Genomic DNA, 14,597 nt, shown 5'->3' with positions numbered 1-14,597 from the left:
TATGGAGCTTTTCGACAATCTCCTGATGGGGCTGACGACCGCCCTGCAGCTCAATAATTTGCTGTTCTGCCTGATCGGCGTCGTCATCGGCACCGCGATTGGCGTGCTGCCCGGCATCGGACCGATCCCGGCGATCGCGCTGCTGCTGCCCTTCACCTTCGGCCTGTCGCCTCCATCAGCCATGATCATGCTGGCCGGCATCTTCTACGGCGCACAGTATGGCGGCTCGACCACGGCCATCCTCGTCAACGTGCCCGGCGAAACCTCCTCGGTCGTCACCTGCCTCGACGGCCACGAGATGGCCAGGCAGGGCAAGGCCGGGACAGCGCTCGCGATCGCCGCGATCGCCTCGTTCTTTGCCGGCACCGTCGCTACGGTGGTGATCGCCGTGCTCAGCCTGCCGCTGGCCGCGCTGGCGCTGAAATTCACCGCGGTCGAATATTTCAGCCTGCTCGTGCTCGGATTGATCGCGGCCGTCGTGCTCGCCCACGGCTCCGTCGCCAAGTCGCTTGCGATGGTACTGCTCGGCATCCTGCTTGGCCTCGTCGGCATCGACGTCAATTCGGGCGCGCCGCGGATGACCTTCGGGATCGCCGAGATCTCCGACGGGCTCGACTTCGTGCCGGTCGCGATGGGCATGTTCGGCCTTGGCGAGATCATTGCCAATCTTGAACGTCCGGCGGTGATGCGCGTCGTCAGCCAGTCGATCCGCAGCCTGATCCCGAGCGGCGCCGATCTTCGCGCCGCCTTCCCGGCGATGGTTCGCGGCACCGTGTTGGGCTCCGTCCTCGGCGTGTTGCCGGGCGGCGGCGCCGCGCTGCCACCCTTCTCCTCCTATGCGCTGGAGAAGAAACTCGCCCGCGATCCCTCCCGTTTCGGCAAGGGCGCGATCGAAGGCGTCGCCGGACCGGAGGCCGCCAACAATGCGGGCGCGCAGACGAGCTTCATCCCGCTGCTGACGCTCGGCATCCCCGCCAATGCCCTGATGGCGCTGATGATCGGCGCGCTGATGATGCAGGGTATCCAGCCCGGCCCGCAGATCATGCGCGAGCAACCGCAGCTGGTCTGGGGCGTCATCGCCAGCATGTGGGTCGGAAACCTGATGCTGATCATCATCAACCTGCCGCTGATCGGCGTGTGGGTCTCGATGCTGAAAATTCCCTACCGGCTGCTGTTTCCGGCGATCGTGCTGTTCTGCTGCATCGGCACGTTCGGCCTCGCCAACAATTTGTTCAATGTCTGGCTGATGCTCGGCTGCGCGCTGATCGGATACTTCTTCATCAAGGTCGGCGTCGAGCCGGCGCCGTTGCTGCTCGGCCTCGTGCTCGGGCCGCAACTGGAAGAAAACTTCCGTCGCGCGATGCTGCTGGCGGACGGCGATTTCTCGGTCTTTCTGCGCCGCCCGATCAGCGCCACGCTGCTCGCGCTCGTCGCGGTGCTGTTTCTGCTGATGGTATTCCCGGCGATCCGGCGCAGCCGCCAGGAGGCGCTGGCCGAGTGAGCGCCAGCTTCAGCCAGGGCGCCGAATGGAAGACGCTCATCAGCAAGTACATCGGGACCATTCCGCCGAGCGGCGACGCGCCCGCGATCGAACACAACGCGTCCGACGGGCCGCCGCCAAGGACGCCCGTCAGGAGCGCCATCATCGCAAAGGTCGGCGCGGCCGCGAGATAGAGCCCATTGGCCACCCGATGCGCGGCGGCGTTCCGGCGGCGCGCGCCGCCGCCGGATCCGCCTGAGCAAGCATGGCTCATCGCTTTGCTCTCGCGGACTGCTCCCGGAACGCGGCCTCTCCGGCGTCCGACACCTCGACCCACCTCTTGTCGGGCGCGGCGCCTTCGACGTAGCTGTCGTGCCAGTTCCACCACTTGTAGGTTTGGGTTTGCGGATAGCCTTCGGGCGAATCCTCCCACTCCTCCTGGCGTCCTAGCGGCGTGATGTCGAGATAATTCCAGGTGCCCCCCATCTGCTCGTCGCCCCGGTTGTTGATGAAGTAGGTCCGGTAGATTTTGTCGCCGTCGCGGAAGAACACGTTGGTGCCGTGCCACTCGTCGACGCCGAAGTCGGCATCGAAGCTGTCCGTGACGGTGTACCAGGGGATCATCTCCCATCCCATTCGCGCCTTCAGGCGCGCAATGTCCGTTTGCGGCGCTCGCGAAACGAACACGAGCGTGGTGTCACGGGCGTTGAGATGGGCGATGTGGGCGACCTGGTCGGCCACCATCGAGCAGCCGCGGCAGGCATGCTCGGGCCAGCCAAACACCCCGGGCTCGTAGAAGGCGCGGTAGACGATGAGCTGATGGCGGCCTTCGAACAGATCGCGCAGGCTCGCTTCGCCTTTAGGTCCCTCGAACTTGTATTCCTTCTCCACGGCCAGCCACGGCATCCGCCGACGCTCGGCGGCCATGGCGTCCCGGGCGTGGGTCAATTCCTTTTCCTTCACGAGCAACTTCTGGCGGGCGGCTTCCCACTCTTGCGCTGACACGACGTTGGTCTGCATGGCTAGTCTCCTGTTTGTTGAGATGCTTGTTGCGTGCTCGTCAGGCCGGCAGCCGGCGATCGTATTCCTGCTGCAGGCGGGCCCAGCCATCCCAGAATGGCGCCGGTTCCTTGTCGTTGGCGCGGGCGACCAGGATATCGAGATGCATGTGCCAGCCGGCGCTGACCTTGAGCATGGTCGAGCGATCGGGCAGACGGCGATGGGTCACGGTGAGCAGCACGCCCGTGCCCTTCGGCTCCAGCTCGAACGTCACGTCGCCGCTGTTGTTCCAGGCGATCGAGAGCTTGCGGAGCGGTTCGAGTTCGGTGATCCGGCTTTGCATCCGGTGCTCTTCCGGGAACCCCTCCGGCCGCTTGCCTGGGGGATCGTTGAGTTCGTCGTTGCGCCAGACGAACTCAACGGGCGCGCCGACCTTCATCTCCATCGCGCCCGCTGCGAGCCATTTGCGGCGCAGCTCGCTGTCGGTGAGATAGGCCCAGATGCGTTCGATCGGGCCGGGCAGAAGCCTTTGGATCTTGAGCGTGGTCGGCTCGATCAACTCGCCATAGGCATCGGGCTTTGTCGTTGCATTCATTGTCTACTCCTTCACCTGCTTTGCTTTCGCCTCGTCCTCTGCACGCAGCAGGGCTTCCAGCGAGTCGAGTTTTGCGCTCCAGAAACGTTCGTAGCGCTTCAGCCACGCATCGGCTTCCGCGAGCCGTGCCGCCTCGAGTCGGCATAGATGGGTGCGGCCGCGGATCGTGCGCTTCACCAGCCCGGCATTCTCCAGCACCCGCACATGTTTCGACGCGCCGGCGAAGCTCATGTGGAATGGCGTCGCCAGTTCCCCGATCGTGAGCTCCCGCTCGGCCAGATGACCAAGCATCGCGCGGCGCGTCGGGTCCGCCAGCGCGTGAAAAACAGCATCGAGATGTGTCGAATACTCAACCATGTGGTTTAGTATAGGCACGCGGCATCGATAGTCAACCGATCGGTTTAACGTTTTCGTGATGGACCCGGCGGTTCCAGAACTGCGCCTAGTAGTCCGGCGCGGTGTAAACGGCGCAGGGAGATGCGATGCCGCGCAGCGCATGCGTTCCCAGCGGCATCAGCGTTGCGCTTGTCTCAGTGGCGACCGCGCCCGAGATCAGGACGGTTCGGCCAAGCGGCCGGCAGAGCCCTTCGAGCCGGCTGACCAGATTCACCGCAGGACCGATCGCAGTGAAATCCAGCCGGTCGGCCGCGCCGACATTGCCCCACAGAATTTCGCCAAGATGCAACGCCACGCCGAACGCCAGCGGCGGCAGCCCCTGCTCTCGCCGGCTCGTATCGAGATGCGCCATGCCGGCTTTCGCGGAAGCAACCGCGCGCAGCGCCGCGTCGCAGGCGTCGCGCGGCTTGTCGCCGACCGGGAAGATCGCGAGCACGCCGTCGCCGATGAATTTCAACACTTCGCCGCCAAAGGCGTGGACGGCGCCGCCGATGCAGTCGAACCAGCCGCCAAGGGCGGCGATGACGGCAGCAGGAGGCTCGGATTCAGACAGCGCCGTGAAGCCGCGCAGATCGCCATAGAGCAACACCGCCCGAATGGTCTCGCCGACTTCGCGCCGCAGCGGCCCCGCCAGCACGCGCGCGGCGCTGCGCCGGCCGAGATAGGCCTCGAGCGCGGCCGACAGCGTCGCGCGCGCCGAGAGCGCGGCGAGCGGCGCTGCGGCAAAGCGGGCGGCCTCGCGCAATCGATTGGCTTCCGTTTCCGTGAACCGGCGCGGCCCGATCCAGCCAAGCACCGGCCCGCCTTCTCCCGCGCCAACGCTGTTTTCATGCACCGCTCCGCCCGCGAGCCCGGCCAGCCAGCTCCGGCCTGCATCGCCCGACGAACTCGCCGCGCCGCCAAATCCCACTGGCGCAAATCCCACCGCCTCGATCACCTCACCGTTCCCGGCCCGCCACAACCAGGTGCGGCGGGCGATGATCGGGTGCGGCACGGCGAGCGTCAGCGCGCCGCCGGCGAGTGGCATGTCGTCCGCGATCAAGCGCGTGCCGAGTTCGGCGAGAAACCGGTCAGCGCCCGGCGACACGCCGGCCGCATCGACCAGCCATGTCAGCGTCGAACTCAGTTGCATGGTCCGATCCTATGGCAGGGGCAATTCATTATCGTCATCGGCACTTGGTAAATTCCCGCGCCGGCATATGTTGGCACGGTTGCAGCGCCCCTGATGCCAATAAGTAGCGAGGTTTTTGATGCCTGAATCGTTTGTGGTCCAGCGCGAGACCCAGATCGCCGCACCGCGCGCCAGCGTGTTCGCCTTCCTGACAGACCCAGAGAAGATCGTGCAATGGATGGGCAGCGAGGCCGTGACGGAGATGCATCCGGGCGGACTGTACCTTCTGAAAGGCGTCGGCAGCGCGACGGCGCGCGGCACGTTCCGCGAGGTGGTGCCGGTGCATCGCCTCGCCTACAGTTTTGGCTGGGAAGGCAATGAGGAGGTGCCGCCGGGATCGGGCCTGATCGAAATCGACCTGATCGAGCACGATGGCGGCACATTGCTGCGCATGACCCATAGCGGGCTTCCCAGCGCCGCTCACCAGGCGAGCCACGCCAAGGGCTGGATCCATTATATCGACAGGCTGACCAAGGCGGCCGCCGGCCAGGATCCCGGCCCGGATCGGGGGCCGAACGGCACCCGCAACGCGTGAGGATGATATCGGTCAGGGCGGGCATCGCTGGACCATCAATCCTCTTTCTTCAACACCGTCACGTGGAGACGGCGGCGGATTTCCATCCCCTGCCGCCGGTAGAGCGCGATGGCCGAGTGATTGCTGGTGAAGACGTGCAGGAAGGGAGTTTCGCCGCGCGCCACGATCTGGCGGGAGACGGCGGATAGCAGCATCTGCCCGTAGCCGCGGCCGCGGTGGGATGGATGCACGCAGACGGCGGTCATCTCGGTGTAGTGAGCGGGCTTCATCCGCTCACCGGCCATCGCGACAAGCTGGCCATCGACGCGGATGCCGAGGAACGTGCCGAGTTCATGGGTCCGCGCGCTGAACGGCCCGGGCTTGGTGAGCGCGGTCAGTTCGATCATTGCTGGAACGTCCTCGACACCGAGGGTGACGATATCGACACCGTTGGCCGGCGTTTCAACCGGCGTCCCGATCATCTGCTCGCCGGTGTCCGCCAGCGCGACCTTGAATCCGGCAGGCGGGTTCACGGCATCCGGCGTGAACAGCACGGCGATGTCCTGCGGCGACATCAGCGCACGAAGCGCTGCAAAGCTTTCGGGCGACATGTCCGCCGTCGCGGCGAACGGCGTGATCTCTGTCGGATAGCGCCACGCGCGGGCATCGCCTTCGGCCAACGCCTGCTGCGTGGTCGTCAGTGCGGTCCAGATCGGATAATCGAGGGGATGGCCAGGGCTGTCGGACATCAGGCTGCTACTTTCATTCTCACTCAAGTGCACGACAACTCTAGCGGTAGTCGCCAGGGTCTGCCACCTTGCCGCCCTCCCGGACTTCGGCGGTGTAGCGCCAGATGTCGGGCCGCGAGCCATCGATATCGGTAAAACCATAGTGGCGGGCGAGCTCGCCGGAGCTTACCGACTTCTGATTCCACTTGCCACGATCAGGATCGGCGGCAAGCGCAGCCACGGCGCGGCCGACATAGCGCGGCGATTCCGACAGCGCGAAATCGGGCGGCGCCGGTGGCCGGCCGCCTCCCCGCTCCGTTAGCGCCTCGCGCCAGTTGGTTTCGGTGACGCCGAAATTCTCCAGCATCATCTCGGAGCGCAGCCAGCCTGGCGTGATTGCAACCGCCGTCGCGCCGTGCGGCGCGAGTTCACGACCTTGCGAGAAGGCGAGACGATTCACGCTCTGCTTGACGAGGTCATAGAACACCGAGATCCGGTAATGCTGCGCGTTGTAGTCGGCGGTGCCGTCGGTGACTTCGATGAGCAGGCCGCCGGGCTGCGCGACCAATAGCGGCAACAGATAATGCGACGTCACCAGATGCGTCTCGATGCCGAGCCGCAGGATCCGCAAGCCCTTCTGCAGGTCCAGCTTCCAGATCGGGGTGTTCCATTGCGGCGGGGCACCTTTCAGCACTTCGGCACCCCAGATGTCGTTGACGAGCACGTCGATGCGGCCGTGCTCGGCGCGGATGCGTTCGGCCAGCGCCGCGACCTGCGCCGGTTCGAGATGGTCGACGGCGATGGCGACGCCCTTGCCGCCGAGTGTGGTCACAAGCTCGGCTGTCTCCTCGATCGTCTCGGGCCGGTCATAGTCGGATCGCGTCGGGGCATCGGCGCGCGTGCTGCTGCGGCCGGTGCAGATCACCGTCGCGCCGGCCTCGCCGAGCGCTGTAGCGATGCCGCGGCCGGCGCCGCGCGTCGCGCCTGCCACGACGGCGATACGTCCACGAAGCGAGCCCTCGTGTGGCGCAACATTCATCGCAAATTCCCCTTTATGCGTCGCCGACGGCCGATCACATCGAAGCGCCGATCGAGCGCACCGTCACGCCTCCTCCGCCGTTGCCTTGATCAGATTGTCGCGCAGCGTGACGACAGTTTCCTGCAGCCGCGCGAACTCGTCCGGCTTCAATCCGGTCGAGGCGACGAGGTTCATGTGCATGCCCTTCTCGCGCAGAAGCCGACCGGCCTCGGTGAGGCTGATGCGCACCTGCCGCTCGTCTGCAGGATCGCGCTGGCGGTGCACATAGCCCATGACCTCGAGCTTTTTCAGGACCGGCGTCAGCGTGTTGGATTCCAGGAACATCTTTTCGCCAAGCTCGCTCACTGTCTGGCCGTCCTGCTCCCACAAGGCCACGATCGCGATCCATTGCGGATAGGTCAGGCCGAGATCCTCAAGGCCCTTCCGGTAAGCCCGGCCGAAGGCGAGGTTGGCCGAGTAGATCGCAAAGCACAGGAAATCGCCAAGGCGCCGGTCGGCCCCCGGCGGTTTCGCCCTCTGGGGAGCCTTTGAATTGTCTTTGGAATTATCTCGGGAATTCTCCCTGGAACCGGCCGCCTGACCGGATTTGGGACCATCATTCGGTTTCATCGAGGTCGTCCTTTTCGACACGAACATGTGAAGTCTCGCATCCATATATATCGCATCCGATTAAATCGGAAGGGTTGACAGTCGGGTCCCCGGGGTATTTATAGACCGCACGCGAATATATCGCACACGATCTAATCAGAGGAGAAAAGCCATGACCACCACATCTGCAAGCCAGACCTCGAATGCGCCGGCGGTCGACCTGAAGCTCGAAATCGTCGTCATCCCGGTCTCCGACGTCGAACGCGCCAAGCAGTTTTATGCAAAACTCGGCTGGCGGCTCGACGCCGATTTCGCCGGCCCCGACGATTACCGCGTGATCCAGTTCACCCCGCCCGGCTCCAACACCTCGGTGATCTTCGGCAAGAACGTCACCTCCGCCGCGCCCGGCTCCGCGCAAGGCCTCTATTTGGTCGTCTCCGACATCGAGGCCGCCCGCAACGCGTTGCTGGGCCGTGGCGTTGCGATCAGTGAAGCGTTTCACGCCGGCGGCGATGTGCACGTTGGTACGGACGAGCCCTATCTGTTCGGGCGGGTCCGGCTGAGCGGCCCGGATCCGGCACGCGGCAGCTATCGTTCGTATGCCTCGTTCAGCGATCCCGACGGCAATGGCTGGCTGCTGCAGGAAGTCACCGCGCGATTGCCCGGCCGCATCGACGGCAACGGCACCTCGTTCACCTCGTCGGCCGATCTCGCCGCCGCGTTCCGCCGGGCGGCCGCCGCCCATGGCGAGTACGAGAAGCAGAACGGCGGCAAGCACGACGAGAACTGGCCGGACTGGTATGCCGACTACATCGTCAACGAACAGCACGGCCAGCAGCAGGCCGCATGAACAGCACTTGTGCGACAGGCATCGGCGGCAGGTCCTGGCGATTTCGCCGCCGATGCATCCAACCAACCCATCATGGAGATTTGCAATGCGTACGCTATCCAAGAGCTTCTCCCTTATTCCGGTAACCGCGCTCGCGCTGGCCTTAATGCTTTCAGCCGCACCGGCATCGGCTCAGACGACACAGGGCGCCGCGAGTGATCGAACCTCGGCGGCATCCGAGCGGCCGCGCGACGACCTGGCCGGCAAACTTGTCCGGCGGATCATCCAGCGCGCGCCGTCGTCGATCCCGGGCCGCGAGATCGTGCAGGTGGAGACGGAGATTCCCGCAGGCGTCGAATCCGGATGGCACGTCCATCCCGGCGAAGAGGTCGGCTACATCATCGCCGGCGAGGTCGAGATGAAGGTCGAGGGACGTCCCACCGTCATCCTGCGCGCCGGCGACGGTTTCCTCATCCCGCCGCGGACTCCGCACAATGCGCGTGACCTCGGTCCGGAAACGGGACGGATGCTATCGACCTATATCGTCGAGCAAGGCCAGCCGCTGGCGTCGTTCGTCGGGCAGCATGTGGAGAAGTAGGCGGCATTTCCGATTCAGTTTTCAAACAGCCCTGTCATCGGCCGGCTCGACCGGGCGATCCGGTACGTCGCAGCCTCTCCGCGTCATTGCGAGCGAAGCGAAGCAATCCATTCTTCTTTGTGCCGGGACATGGATTGCTTCGCTTCGCTCGCAATGACGGTGGATACATTTTTGCGTTCTCGCGGCCTGTCGGGCACCGCTTTCGATCTCTCACCCGATGAACGGCTCTTCCAGACGATCCGCGATCACTGCCTCGAACAAGCGCGGCTCCCGAATGTGTCCCGCTTGCCGCACAGTGTGGCATGCTTACCCGCATCAAGCGTACGCCAGGTCCTGTTACCTCGGCCGCAATTTTCGACACCGATCCTGCCCTTCATTTTATCGGCCTGACGTTGAACCACGCCGTTGTTCCCTTGACGTACAGTCATGGGCTGGGGAACGGAGATTTCCCATGACGAAACATCGAACGATCACCAGTTTCGTAGCTGTCGCTCTGCTCGCGGTCGTCGCGACAGCCGCCACGACGCGAGCGCCACTTCCTGCAAAGAATCATCCAAACGTCGTCGGCGGCATCATGTCGCTCAAGGAGCTTGCGGGTGACGTGAACAAGCTTGCGACGGATGACTACGACGACCAATCATTTGTTTATTCGGCGAAGCGCAATTAGCCGCATGCCCTGCAGCCTGCGCCGGCCGCGTAGCGCGGCGTCGTTGAAATATGCCCTTCGTGATCCAGTTCACAGCGCAATGCTTCGGGTGGGTCCATAAACGCCCGGGGCTGACAGATGGATTTCCCAACATGGAAAGCTCATTCCCACAGAAAGAGCGCCGGACCAATTCACGGTGCTGGCTGACAACGGCCTTCCTGATCTACGGGACGATGGTCGTCGGTCTGCTCGGATACTTTATCGTTTTTCCAGATACGAAGACCCATGGGACGCAAGGCGAAGGCGCGCCCACCCAGACTGCAGCGAAGGCGCTCAGATATGAGGCCGTGATCGCCAACTGGAACCGTTACCGCAACAAAGATGCGAGGGCGGACGCGCGATAATTCTCGCCAGCCATCAATCGAGAAGCAGGCGACCGACAGGTTCGGCGCGGTCGTTGCCGCCTTTGATAACGACGATCTCGCCGCTGGCGGGCGAGATACCGGTCAGCGCCTGAATGTTCGCGCCATGCGTCGCGACCAGCAGGTTTCCGCGCCCGGCCCATTTGGCGATGAGCGCGCGAGCGCCGGTGGTGAGCGCCTCTCTTTGATCTCGCAGCACCACGACATTGCCGAACGTCGCCGCGGTCTCGACTGTGCCCAGGTTCAGCAACCTGGCGGTGTCGATGCATCGGCACCACGGCGAACTCAGGATTTTCTCGAATGCAATCCCTTCCCTTTTGAGCTGCACACCAATTTTTGCCGCATCCGCCCGCCCCTTTTCGCTGAGGTTGCGCTGCGTGGCACAATCATCGACGCGGAATCCCGGCGGATCGCCGAAGCCACCCGGCGCATCGGCGTGACGCATCAGGGCGACGTGGCCGCCTGCCCGCAAGGCCTTCCAGGCATCGGCCGCGTCGTCGGCGTCGGCGACCTCTGCGGCGCTACAGAAGCCGAGAAGGAGCGCGAAGGTGGCAAAACGCATGCGACGCATGGCGGCCTCCATCAGAAATACGCGATCAGGCGGCCGGCGCAGATCGCACCGAGCCACAGCACAAGCGAGATCAGCGCCGTGGCTTTGGCGCCGCCGGAGGCTTTGTCATGCCAGCTCTCAACATGACGCCATGGGCCTGAATGCGCGATCACGACGTTGACCAGCGCCGCCGCAATCAGCAGCAGCTTGCTTTGGAACGCCGGGTTTTTCACGACATGCGATGCATCGGCGGAGAACAGCAAAAATCCCATGCTGATCGCGAGCACAAAGCCGGCGCGCGACAACGGCAACAGCAATCGCGCCATCGGTGGGATCGCAATCGCGCGCCCGAGCCCCAGCATCCTCAAATCGAGCGCCAGGATCGACCCCACCAGCACCACGAAGCCGATGATGTGCAGGATCTCGACCGCGGGATAGAGCGCGGGTGAAGAGCGCATCGCATGGCCCAGCGCGCTTTCCTGCAAAGTCAGGAAAATCGATGGGGCTGCCTGATGCTCCACGCCGCCCTACCGCAATTCGATGCGCTTGCCTTCGAGCACGATGTACTCGATCCGCGCCTCGTCCGGCTTGCTGGTATGGGGATAGCCGAACACGGTGCAGGTCTTGCCGACGGCGATCAGGTCAGCAGTCGCGCCCCGCGCCTGCATGCGCGCCGGCGGCGCCAGGACGAAGTGCCAGTGCTTGCCGTCGACCTCCATCTCGATCTCGCAATGCGGGTTCGCGAAGGTCGATTTCAGGATCTTGCCAGTGACGGTGAACGATTTCGACGTATCGTATCCACCCCAGCCGTGATGGGCGATGGCGGAAGCCGGTGCGAGGGCGGCTGCCAGCGACAGGAACAAGCGACGGGTGATTGAGATCATGGCGAGCCTCCATCGAGAGGATCAGCAAATCTATGGCGGAGCGCAAATGCCAGCAAGGCTCTCTCCGGCCCTCGTCCCGGTCAAGCTCGCCCAACCTTCACAGCCCCGTATACCCCGACTTCACCGGATCGTTGCTGCCGTCGAGCTGGCGCAAATAGGTCAGCCCGCACACGGTAAGCCGGTGCGGATCCTTCTCGCCCGCTTCCACCAGCGTGGTGAGATATTCGGTCACCTTGACGCGCGCCTCGTTGTTGGCCGCGGCGGAGCGGTTCACAAGCAGGTCATAGGTCTGCATGATGCGGTCGATCGCGGCTTCCATGGATTCCTCCTGAGTTGCGTGATGCGGGTGATGCGGTCAGGCCGGTATGTACGCTTCGAATTCGGCGATTGCCTTGTTGGCGAGCCTAAGCCTGTTGAATTCGCCGTGCTGGTACATCTTCACTATGATTTGGAGCAATCGCTCGTCGGTGACGAGGCTATCGGCAATGGCGCCGGTCTTGCGCAGGTAGTTCGACGCGATGGCGTAGGCATCGCCCACCACCTCGAAGTTCATGACCTGAATTCCGCGCTCGACCAGCATGCCTCACCTGTTCCGTGACAGGCCCGACAATGCGCGAGGGGCGCGATGGTTCCATCTTTTTTGGGGAGCCCTGCCTTTTGACAGCAAAAACAGCGCGTTTCGGCTTGATTCATCTCGAAATCGGCAACTCGGTCTCGGGATCGAAGAAATGCAGACGGCCGGCCTGTGCCGAAAGACGGACCTGATCGCCGCGCGCGATGACGGTTTCCGCAGGGACGCGGGCGGCGGTGACGCTGGCGCTGCCTACCCTCGTCTCCAGCAAGATCTCGGAGCCGAGCTGTTCGACGACCTCGACGCGGGCGTCGAAACCAAGGCCCGGCGCGCCCCCACCAAGCATGAGGTGCTCCGGCCGCACGCCCAGGATCACGCGGCGGCCGCTGTAGGCCGCGAGCGCAGACGCGTCCGCAGGCCCGACCGTGAGCCGCAGGCCTTCTGCCTCGACTGACGTCACACCCGCTGCGCTGCGGACGCCGACGTCGATGAAGTTCATCGCGGGCGCGCCGATGAAGCCCGCGACGAACTTGTTGGAGGGCTTGCCATACACCTGCAGCGGCGTACCGATCTGCTGAATCCTGCCATCGCGCATGATCACGACGCGATCGCCGAGCGTCATGGCCTCGACCTGGTCGTGGGTCACGAACACCGACGTGGTCGGAATCTCCGCATGCAGGCGCTTGATCTCGATGCGCATCTGCGCGCGCAGCTTGGCATCGAGGTTCGACAGCGGCTCGTCGAACAAAAACACCTGCGGATTGCGCACAATGCAGCGGCCGAGCGCGACGCGCTGCTGCTGTCCTCCAGATAATTGCCTGGGCTTGCGCTGGAGCAAATCATGCAGCCCGAGCATGCCGGCGGCGCGGTCGATCGCCGCCTTGATCTCGGCTTCCGCCGTCTTCTTGTTGCGCAGGCCGAACGCCAGATTGTCGTAGACGCTCATGTGCTGGTAGAGCGCGTAGTTCTGGAACACCATGGCGACGTCGCGGTCGCGCGGCGGCAGATGATTGACCACCTTGTTGCCGATGCGGATATCGCCGCTGGTGATGTCCTCCAGGCCTGCGATCATGCGCAGCGTCGTCGACTTGCCGCATCCGGACGGGCCGACCAGCGCCACGAATTCCTTGTCGGCAATCTCGAGATCGACGTCCTTCACGGCGTGGAACAGCGTGCCATAATGCTTGTTGAGCTTTTGGAGTGTGATCGCCGCCATTGCCCCGCCGTGACCTAACCTGATGATGCCTGTTTCAAAAAGCCCGCCGCGAGTTTGCGCGGCGGGCCTCGCGTTCGTGATTATTGCGCAGCCTTGCTGACCAGCGGCGCGCCCTCGGCAAGCACTCTTGCGATGTCCTCGCGCTTGCCGGTGACGGCCCTGGTGACGGTGTCGTTGAACGCCTTGTGCACGGCCGGCCATTGCGGGAAGTAATAGGCGCCGCGCACCTTATCCGGGGAATCCAGCACCGATTCCTTCAAGAGCTTCATGAAGGAGTCTTCGGCGGCAATCTTCGGCCAGAACGTCGTGTTGGGCGGCGGCGCGCCGGTCATCTTGAAGAGCCTTGTCTGGCCTTCCTCGTCGAGCATCATCGCTTCCAGCATCTGCTTGGCCAGCTTCTTGCGCTCCGGCGCAATCGACTTCGGGATCGCCCAGCCCCAGATATCGTCCCAGGCGAAGGGTTTGGCCCGCTTGGGACCGAGCGGGAAGCGCGCGGCTGCGACCTTGCCGGCCACCTTGGATTTGGCCGGGTCGTTGAACGTCCCCCACCACAGCGAGTCGGCGACGGTGAACGCGGCGTCGCCGGACATGAAGATGGCATTAGCCTCGTTACGGTCATAGGCCGGCATGCCGCGCGGCGAGATCTTGTGGGTGTTGATGGCGTCCCACCAATATTCGACGGTCTGCTGCATGCATGGCTCGGTCAGGCCGGACTTCCATCCGTTGGCTGCGAGTACCTTGTTGTCGCGCTCATAGGCCGGCATCAGCACGTCGCAATTGTTGCCCCACATCGACCAGAACCAGCTGAACCAGCTATGGTTCATCGACATGCCGCCGACATAGCCGAACTTGACCTTGCCGTCGGCCTGCAGCTTCTTGCTTGTTGTGATCAGTTCTTCCAGCGTCTTCGGCACTTCCTCTGGCTTGACCAGATCGGAGCGATAGAAGAACACGCTGAAGGTCTGGCCCATCGGCACGACGGTGTTCTTGCCTTCCGCATTGGCGAACACGACCGGTGCCATGCTCCATTTGTCGGCGTATTTATTGGCTTCGACGTCGTCGGTCGGCTCCAGCAGATGCGCCCAGGTCTGTCCCCAGTCGTCATTGTGCCAGATGACGTCGTACTGGTCGGCGTTCGACGTCAGCGACGCCGTCATTTTCTCGACATAGACGCCGTAGGAATTCGGCACCTTGACGATCTTGACGCCGTTCTTGGCGCCCCAGGCCTCGAACATCGCAATCGAGGCGTCCTGGATCGGGCTCGGCTGGTAGCCGATCCGCAGCTCCTTTACCTGTGCGGCGGCACCGCCGGTCGCAGCCGCCAAGGCCGCGGTCGCCGCAACGAACCATCTCGCCAGTCCCTGCATCGCC

The 14,597-nt window shown here is 64.0% G+C and carries 21 protein-coding genes; 7 read left to right on the top strand and 14 right to left on the bottom strand.

The features are described 5' to 3' along the window. Position 1: 1 nt before the first annotated feature. Both V1286_RS12670 and V1286_RS38890 read left to right on the top strand, forming a co-directional pair. On the top strand, positions 2-1,501 hold the full coding sequence (locus tag V1286_RS12670) for a tripartite tricarboxylate transporter permease (RefSeq protein WP_334479973.1): 1,500 nt from the start codon (positions 2-4) through the stop codon (positions 1,499-1,501). Then, positions 1,498-1,674 carry a hypothetical protein gene (locus V1286_RS38890; protein WP_417021134.1) on the top strand — a complete coding sequence of 59 codons (177 nt, stop codon included), beginning with the start codon at positions 1,498-1,500 and terminating at the stop codon, positions 1,672-1,674. Before V1286_RS12670 ends, V1286_RS38890 begins: the two co-directional genes overlap by 4 nt. A 76-nt stretch (positions 1,675-1,750) precedes the next feature. Here the strand turns inward: V1286_RS38890 and V1286_RS12660 are convergent, their stop codons facing one another. The 4 genes from V1286_RS12660 to V1286_RS12645 all read right to left on the bottom strand — a co-directional run bounded on the left by V1286_RS12660 (position 1,751) and on the right by V1286_RS12645 (position 4,602). Beyond that, positions 1,751-2,500, bottom strand: coding sequence for a DUF899 domain-containing protein (locus tag V1286_RS12660; protein WP_334479972.1), 750 nt, complete (start codon positions 2,498-2,500; stop codon positions 1,751-1,753). A 40-nt stretch (positions 2,501-2,540) separates the two neighbouring features. Then, positions 2,541-3,074, bottom strand: a complete 534-nt coding sequence (locus V1286_RS12655) for an SRPBCC family protein (protein WP_334479970.1) — start codon at positions 3,072-3,074, stop codon at positions 2,541-2,543. A 3-nt stretch (positions 3,075-3,077) separates the two neighbouring features. Then, the gene (locus tag V1286_RS12650) at positions 3,078-3,431 is read right to left on the bottom strand and encodes an ArsR/SmtB family transcription factor (RefSeq protein ID WP_334489647.1); all 354 of its coding nucleotides are present in this window, start codon (positions 3,429-3,431) and stop codon (positions 3,078-3,080) included. An 85-nt stretch (positions 3,432-3,516) separates the two neighbouring features. Beyond that, positions 3,517-4,602, bottom strand: coding sequence for an adenylate/guanylate cyclase domain-containing protein (locus V1286_RS12645; protein WP_334479968.1), 1,086 nt, complete (start codon positions 4,600-4,602; stop codon positions 3,517-3,519). 118 nt (positions 4,603-4,720) lie between these two features. Between V1286_RS12645 and V1286_RS12640 the strand changes: the two genes are divergently transcribed. Continuing rightward, positions 4,721-5,176 carry an SRPBCC family protein gene (locus V1286_RS12640; RefSeq protein ID WP_334479966.1) on the top strand — a complete coding sequence of 152 codons (456 nt, stop codon included), beginning with the start codon at positions 4,721-4,723 and terminating at the stop codon, positions 5,174-5,176. A gap of 35 nt (positions 5,177-5,211) precedes the next feature. On the opposite strand, the gene V1286_RS12635 is transcribed toward V1286_RS12640, so the two are convergent. From V1286_RS12635 to V1286_RS12625, 3 genes are all read right to left on the bottom strand, one after another. Continuing rightward, entirely contained in the window at positions 5,212-5,904 is a 693-nt protein-coding gene (locus tag V1286_RS12635) for a GNAT family N-acetyltransferase (protein ID WP_334479964.1), read from the bottom strand. Positions 5,905-5,944: 40 nt separating this feature from the next. Further along, complete coding sequence (locus tag V1286_RS12630; protein ID WP_334479962.1) at positions 5,945-6,922, bottom strand: SDR family oxidoreductase; 978 nt, start codon at positions 6,920-6,922, stop codon at positions 5,945-5,947. A gap of 63 nt (positions 6,923-6,985) precedes the next feature. Then, entirely contained in the window at positions 6,986-7,531 is a 546-nt protein-coding gene (locus V1286_RS12625) for a MarR family winged helix-turn-helix transcriptional regulator (RefSeq protein WP_334479959.1), read from the bottom strand. A 151-nt stretch (positions 7,532-7,682) separates the two neighbouring features. Between V1286_RS12625 and V1286_RS12620 the strand changes: the two genes are divergently transcribed. The 4 genes from V1286_RS12620 to V1286_RS12605 all read left to right on the top strand — a co-directional run bounded on the left by V1286_RS12620 (position 7,683) and on the right by V1286_RS12605 (position 9,987). Then, positions 7,683-8,360, top strand: a complete 678-nt coding sequence (locus V1286_RS12620) for a VOC family protein (protein WP_334479957.1) — start codon at positions 7,683-7,685, stop codon at positions 8,358-8,360. 85 nt (positions 8,361-8,445) lie between these two features. Continuing rightward, complete coding sequence (locus tag V1286_RS12615) at positions 8,446-8,937, top strand: cupin domain-containing protein (protein ID WP_202975787.1); 492 nt, start codon at positions 8,446-8,448, stop codon at positions 8,935-8,937. Positions 8,938-9,388: 451 nt separating this feature from the next. Beyond that, positions 9,389-9,604, top strand: a complete 216-nt coding sequence (locus V1286_RS12610; RefSeq protein ID WP_334479954.1) for a hypothetical protein — start codon at positions 9,389-9,391, stop codon at positions 9,602-9,604. Between the two features lie 50 nt (positions 9,605-9,654). Next, the gene (locus tag V1286_RS12605) at positions 9,655-9,987 is read left to right on the top strand and encodes a hypothetical protein (protein WP_334479952.1); all 333 of its coding nucleotides are present in this window, start codon (positions 9,655-9,657) and stop codon (positions 9,985-9,987) included. Positions 9,988-10,000: 13 nt separating this feature from the next. On the opposite strand, the gene V1286_RS12600 is transcribed toward V1286_RS12605, so the two are convergent. From V1286_RS12600 to V1286_RS12570, 7 genes are all read right to left on the bottom strand, one after another. Continuing rightward, on the bottom strand, positions 10,001-10,588 hold the full coding sequence (locus V1286_RS12600; protein WP_334479951.1) for a histidine phosphatase family protein: 588 nt from the start codon (positions 10,586-10,588) through the stop codon (positions 10,001-10,003). Further along, positions 10,588-11,076, bottom strand: a complete 489-nt coding sequence (locus tag V1286_RS12595) for a hypothetical protein (RefSeq protein ID WP_334479949.1) — start codon at positions 11,074-11,076, stop codon at positions 10,588-10,590. The genes V1286_RS12600 and V1286_RS12595 overlap by 1 nt, the downstream gene beginning before the upstream one ends. Positions 11,077-11,082: 6 nt before the next feature. Beyond that, positions 11,083-11,439: a DUF6152 family protein gene (locus V1286_RS12590; RefSeq protein ID WP_334479947.1), complete on the bottom strand. Its 357-nt coding sequence runs from the start codon at positions 11,437-11,439 to the stop codon at positions 11,083-11,085. A 97-nt stretch (positions 11,440-11,536) separates the two neighbouring features. Further along, a complete protein-coding gene (locus V1286_RS12585) occupies positions 11,537-11,758 on the bottom strand; it encodes a hypothetical protein (RefSeq protein WP_334479945.1) in 222 nt (73 codons plus the stop codon). Positions 11,759-11,794: 36 nt separating this feature from the next. After that, the gene (locus V1286_RS12580) at positions 11,795-12,019 is read right to left on the bottom strand and encodes a hypothetical protein (protein WP_334479943.1); all 225 of its coding nucleotides are present in this window, start codon (positions 12,017-12,019) and stop codon (positions 11,795-11,797) included. 109 nt (positions 12,020-12,128) lie between these two features. Then, positions 12,129-13,226, bottom strand: a complete 1,098-nt coding sequence (locus V1286_RS12575; RefSeq protein WP_334479940.1) for an ABC transporter ATP-binding protein — start codon at positions 13,224-13,226, stop codon at positions 12,129-12,131. An 80-nt stretch (positions 13,227-13,306) separates the two neighbouring features. Continuing rightward, on the bottom strand, positions 13,307-14,593 hold the full coding sequence (locus V1286_RS12570) for an extracellular solute-binding protein (protein WP_334479938.1): 1,287 nt from the start codon (positions 14,591-14,593) through the stop codon (positions 13,307-13,309). Positions 14,594-14,597: the final 4 nt, after the last annotated feature.

Origin of the sequence: Bradyrhizobium algeriense, from assembly GCF_036924595.1 — a bacterium.
Taxonomy (GTDB): Bacteria; Pseudomonadota; Alphaproteobacteria; order Rhizobiales; family Xanthobacteraceae; genus Bradyrhizobium; species Bradyrhizobium algeriense.
Note: the sequence above shows the minus strand (reverse complement) of the source record. Positions and strands in the feature narration are given on the sequence as shown.

Coding starts and splice junctions, on each gene's coding strand:
- V1286_RS12670 (WP_334479973.1), top strand. CDS start 2: ATGGAGCTTTTCGACAATCTCCTGATGGGGCTGACGACCGCCCTGCAG.
- V1286_RS12660 (WP_334479972.1), bottom strand. CDS start 2,500: ATGCAGACCAACGTCGTGTCAGCGCAAGAGTGGGAAGCCGCCCGCCAG.
- V1286_RS12655 (WP_334479970.1), bottom strand. CDS start 3,074: ATGAATGCAACGACAAAGCCCGATGCCTATGGCGAGTTGATCGAGCCG.
- V1286_RS12650 (WP_334489647.1), bottom strand. CDS start 3,431: ATGGTTGAGTATTCGACACATCTCGATGCTGTTTTTCACGCGCTGGCG.
- V1286_RS12645 (WP_334479968.1), bottom strand. CDS start 4,602: ATGCAACTGAGTTCGACGCTGACATGGCTGGTCGATGCGGCCGGCGTG.
- V1286_RS12640 (WP_334479966.1), top strand. CDS start 4,721: ATGCCTGAATCGTTTGTGGTCCAGCGCGAGACCCAGATCGCCGCACCG.
- V1286_RS12635 (WP_334479964.1), bottom strand. CDS start 5,904: ATGTCCGACAGCCCTGGCCATCCCCTCGATTATCCGATCTGGACCGCA.
- V1286_RS12630 (WP_334479962.1), bottom strand. CDS start 6,922: ATGAATGTTGCGCCACACGAGGGCTCGCTTCGTGGACGTATCGCCGTC.
- V1286_RS12625 (WP_334479959.1), bottom strand. CDS start 7,531: ATGAAACCGAATGATGGTCCCAAATCCGGTCAGGCGGCCGGTTCCAGG.
- V1286_RS12620 (WP_334479957.1), top strand. CDS start 7,683: ATGACCACCACATCTGCAAGCCAGACCTCGAATGCGCCGGCGGTCGAC.
- V1286_RS12615 (WP_202975787.1), top strand. CDS start 8,446: ATGCGTACGCTATCCAAGAGCTTCTCCCTTATTCCGGTAACCGCGCTC.
- V1286_RS12610 (WP_334479954.1), top strand. CDS start 9,389: ATGACGAAACATCGAACGATCACCAGTTTCGTAGCTGTCGCTCTGCTC.
- V1286_RS12605 (WP_334479952.1), top strand. CDS start 9,655: ATGCCCTTCGTGATCCAGTTCACAGCGCAATGCTTCGGGTGGGTCCAT.
- V1286_RS12600 (WP_334479951.1), bottom strand. CDS start 10,588: ATGGAGGCCGCCATGCGTCGCATGCGTTTTGCCACCTTCGCGCTCCTT.
- V1286_RS12590 (WP_334479947.1), bottom strand. CDS start 11,439: ATGATCTCAATCACCCGTCGCTTGTTCCTGTCGCTGGCAGCCGCCCTC.
- V1286_RS12585 (WP_334479945.1), bottom strand. CDS start 11,758: ATGGAAGCCGCGATCGACCGCATCATGCAGACCTATGACCTGCTTGTG.
- V1286_RS12580 (WP_334479943.1), bottom strand. CDS start 12,019: ATGCTGGTCGAGCGCGGAATTCAGGTCATGAACTTCGAGGTGGTGGGC.
- V1286_RS12575 (WP_334479940.1), bottom strand. CDS start 13,226: ATGGCGGCGATCACACTCCAAAAGCTCAACAAGCATTATGGCACGCTG.
- V1286_RS12570 (WP_334479938.1), bottom strand. CDS start 14,593: ATGCAGGGACTGGCGAGATGGTTCGTTGCGGCGACCGCGGCCTTGGCG.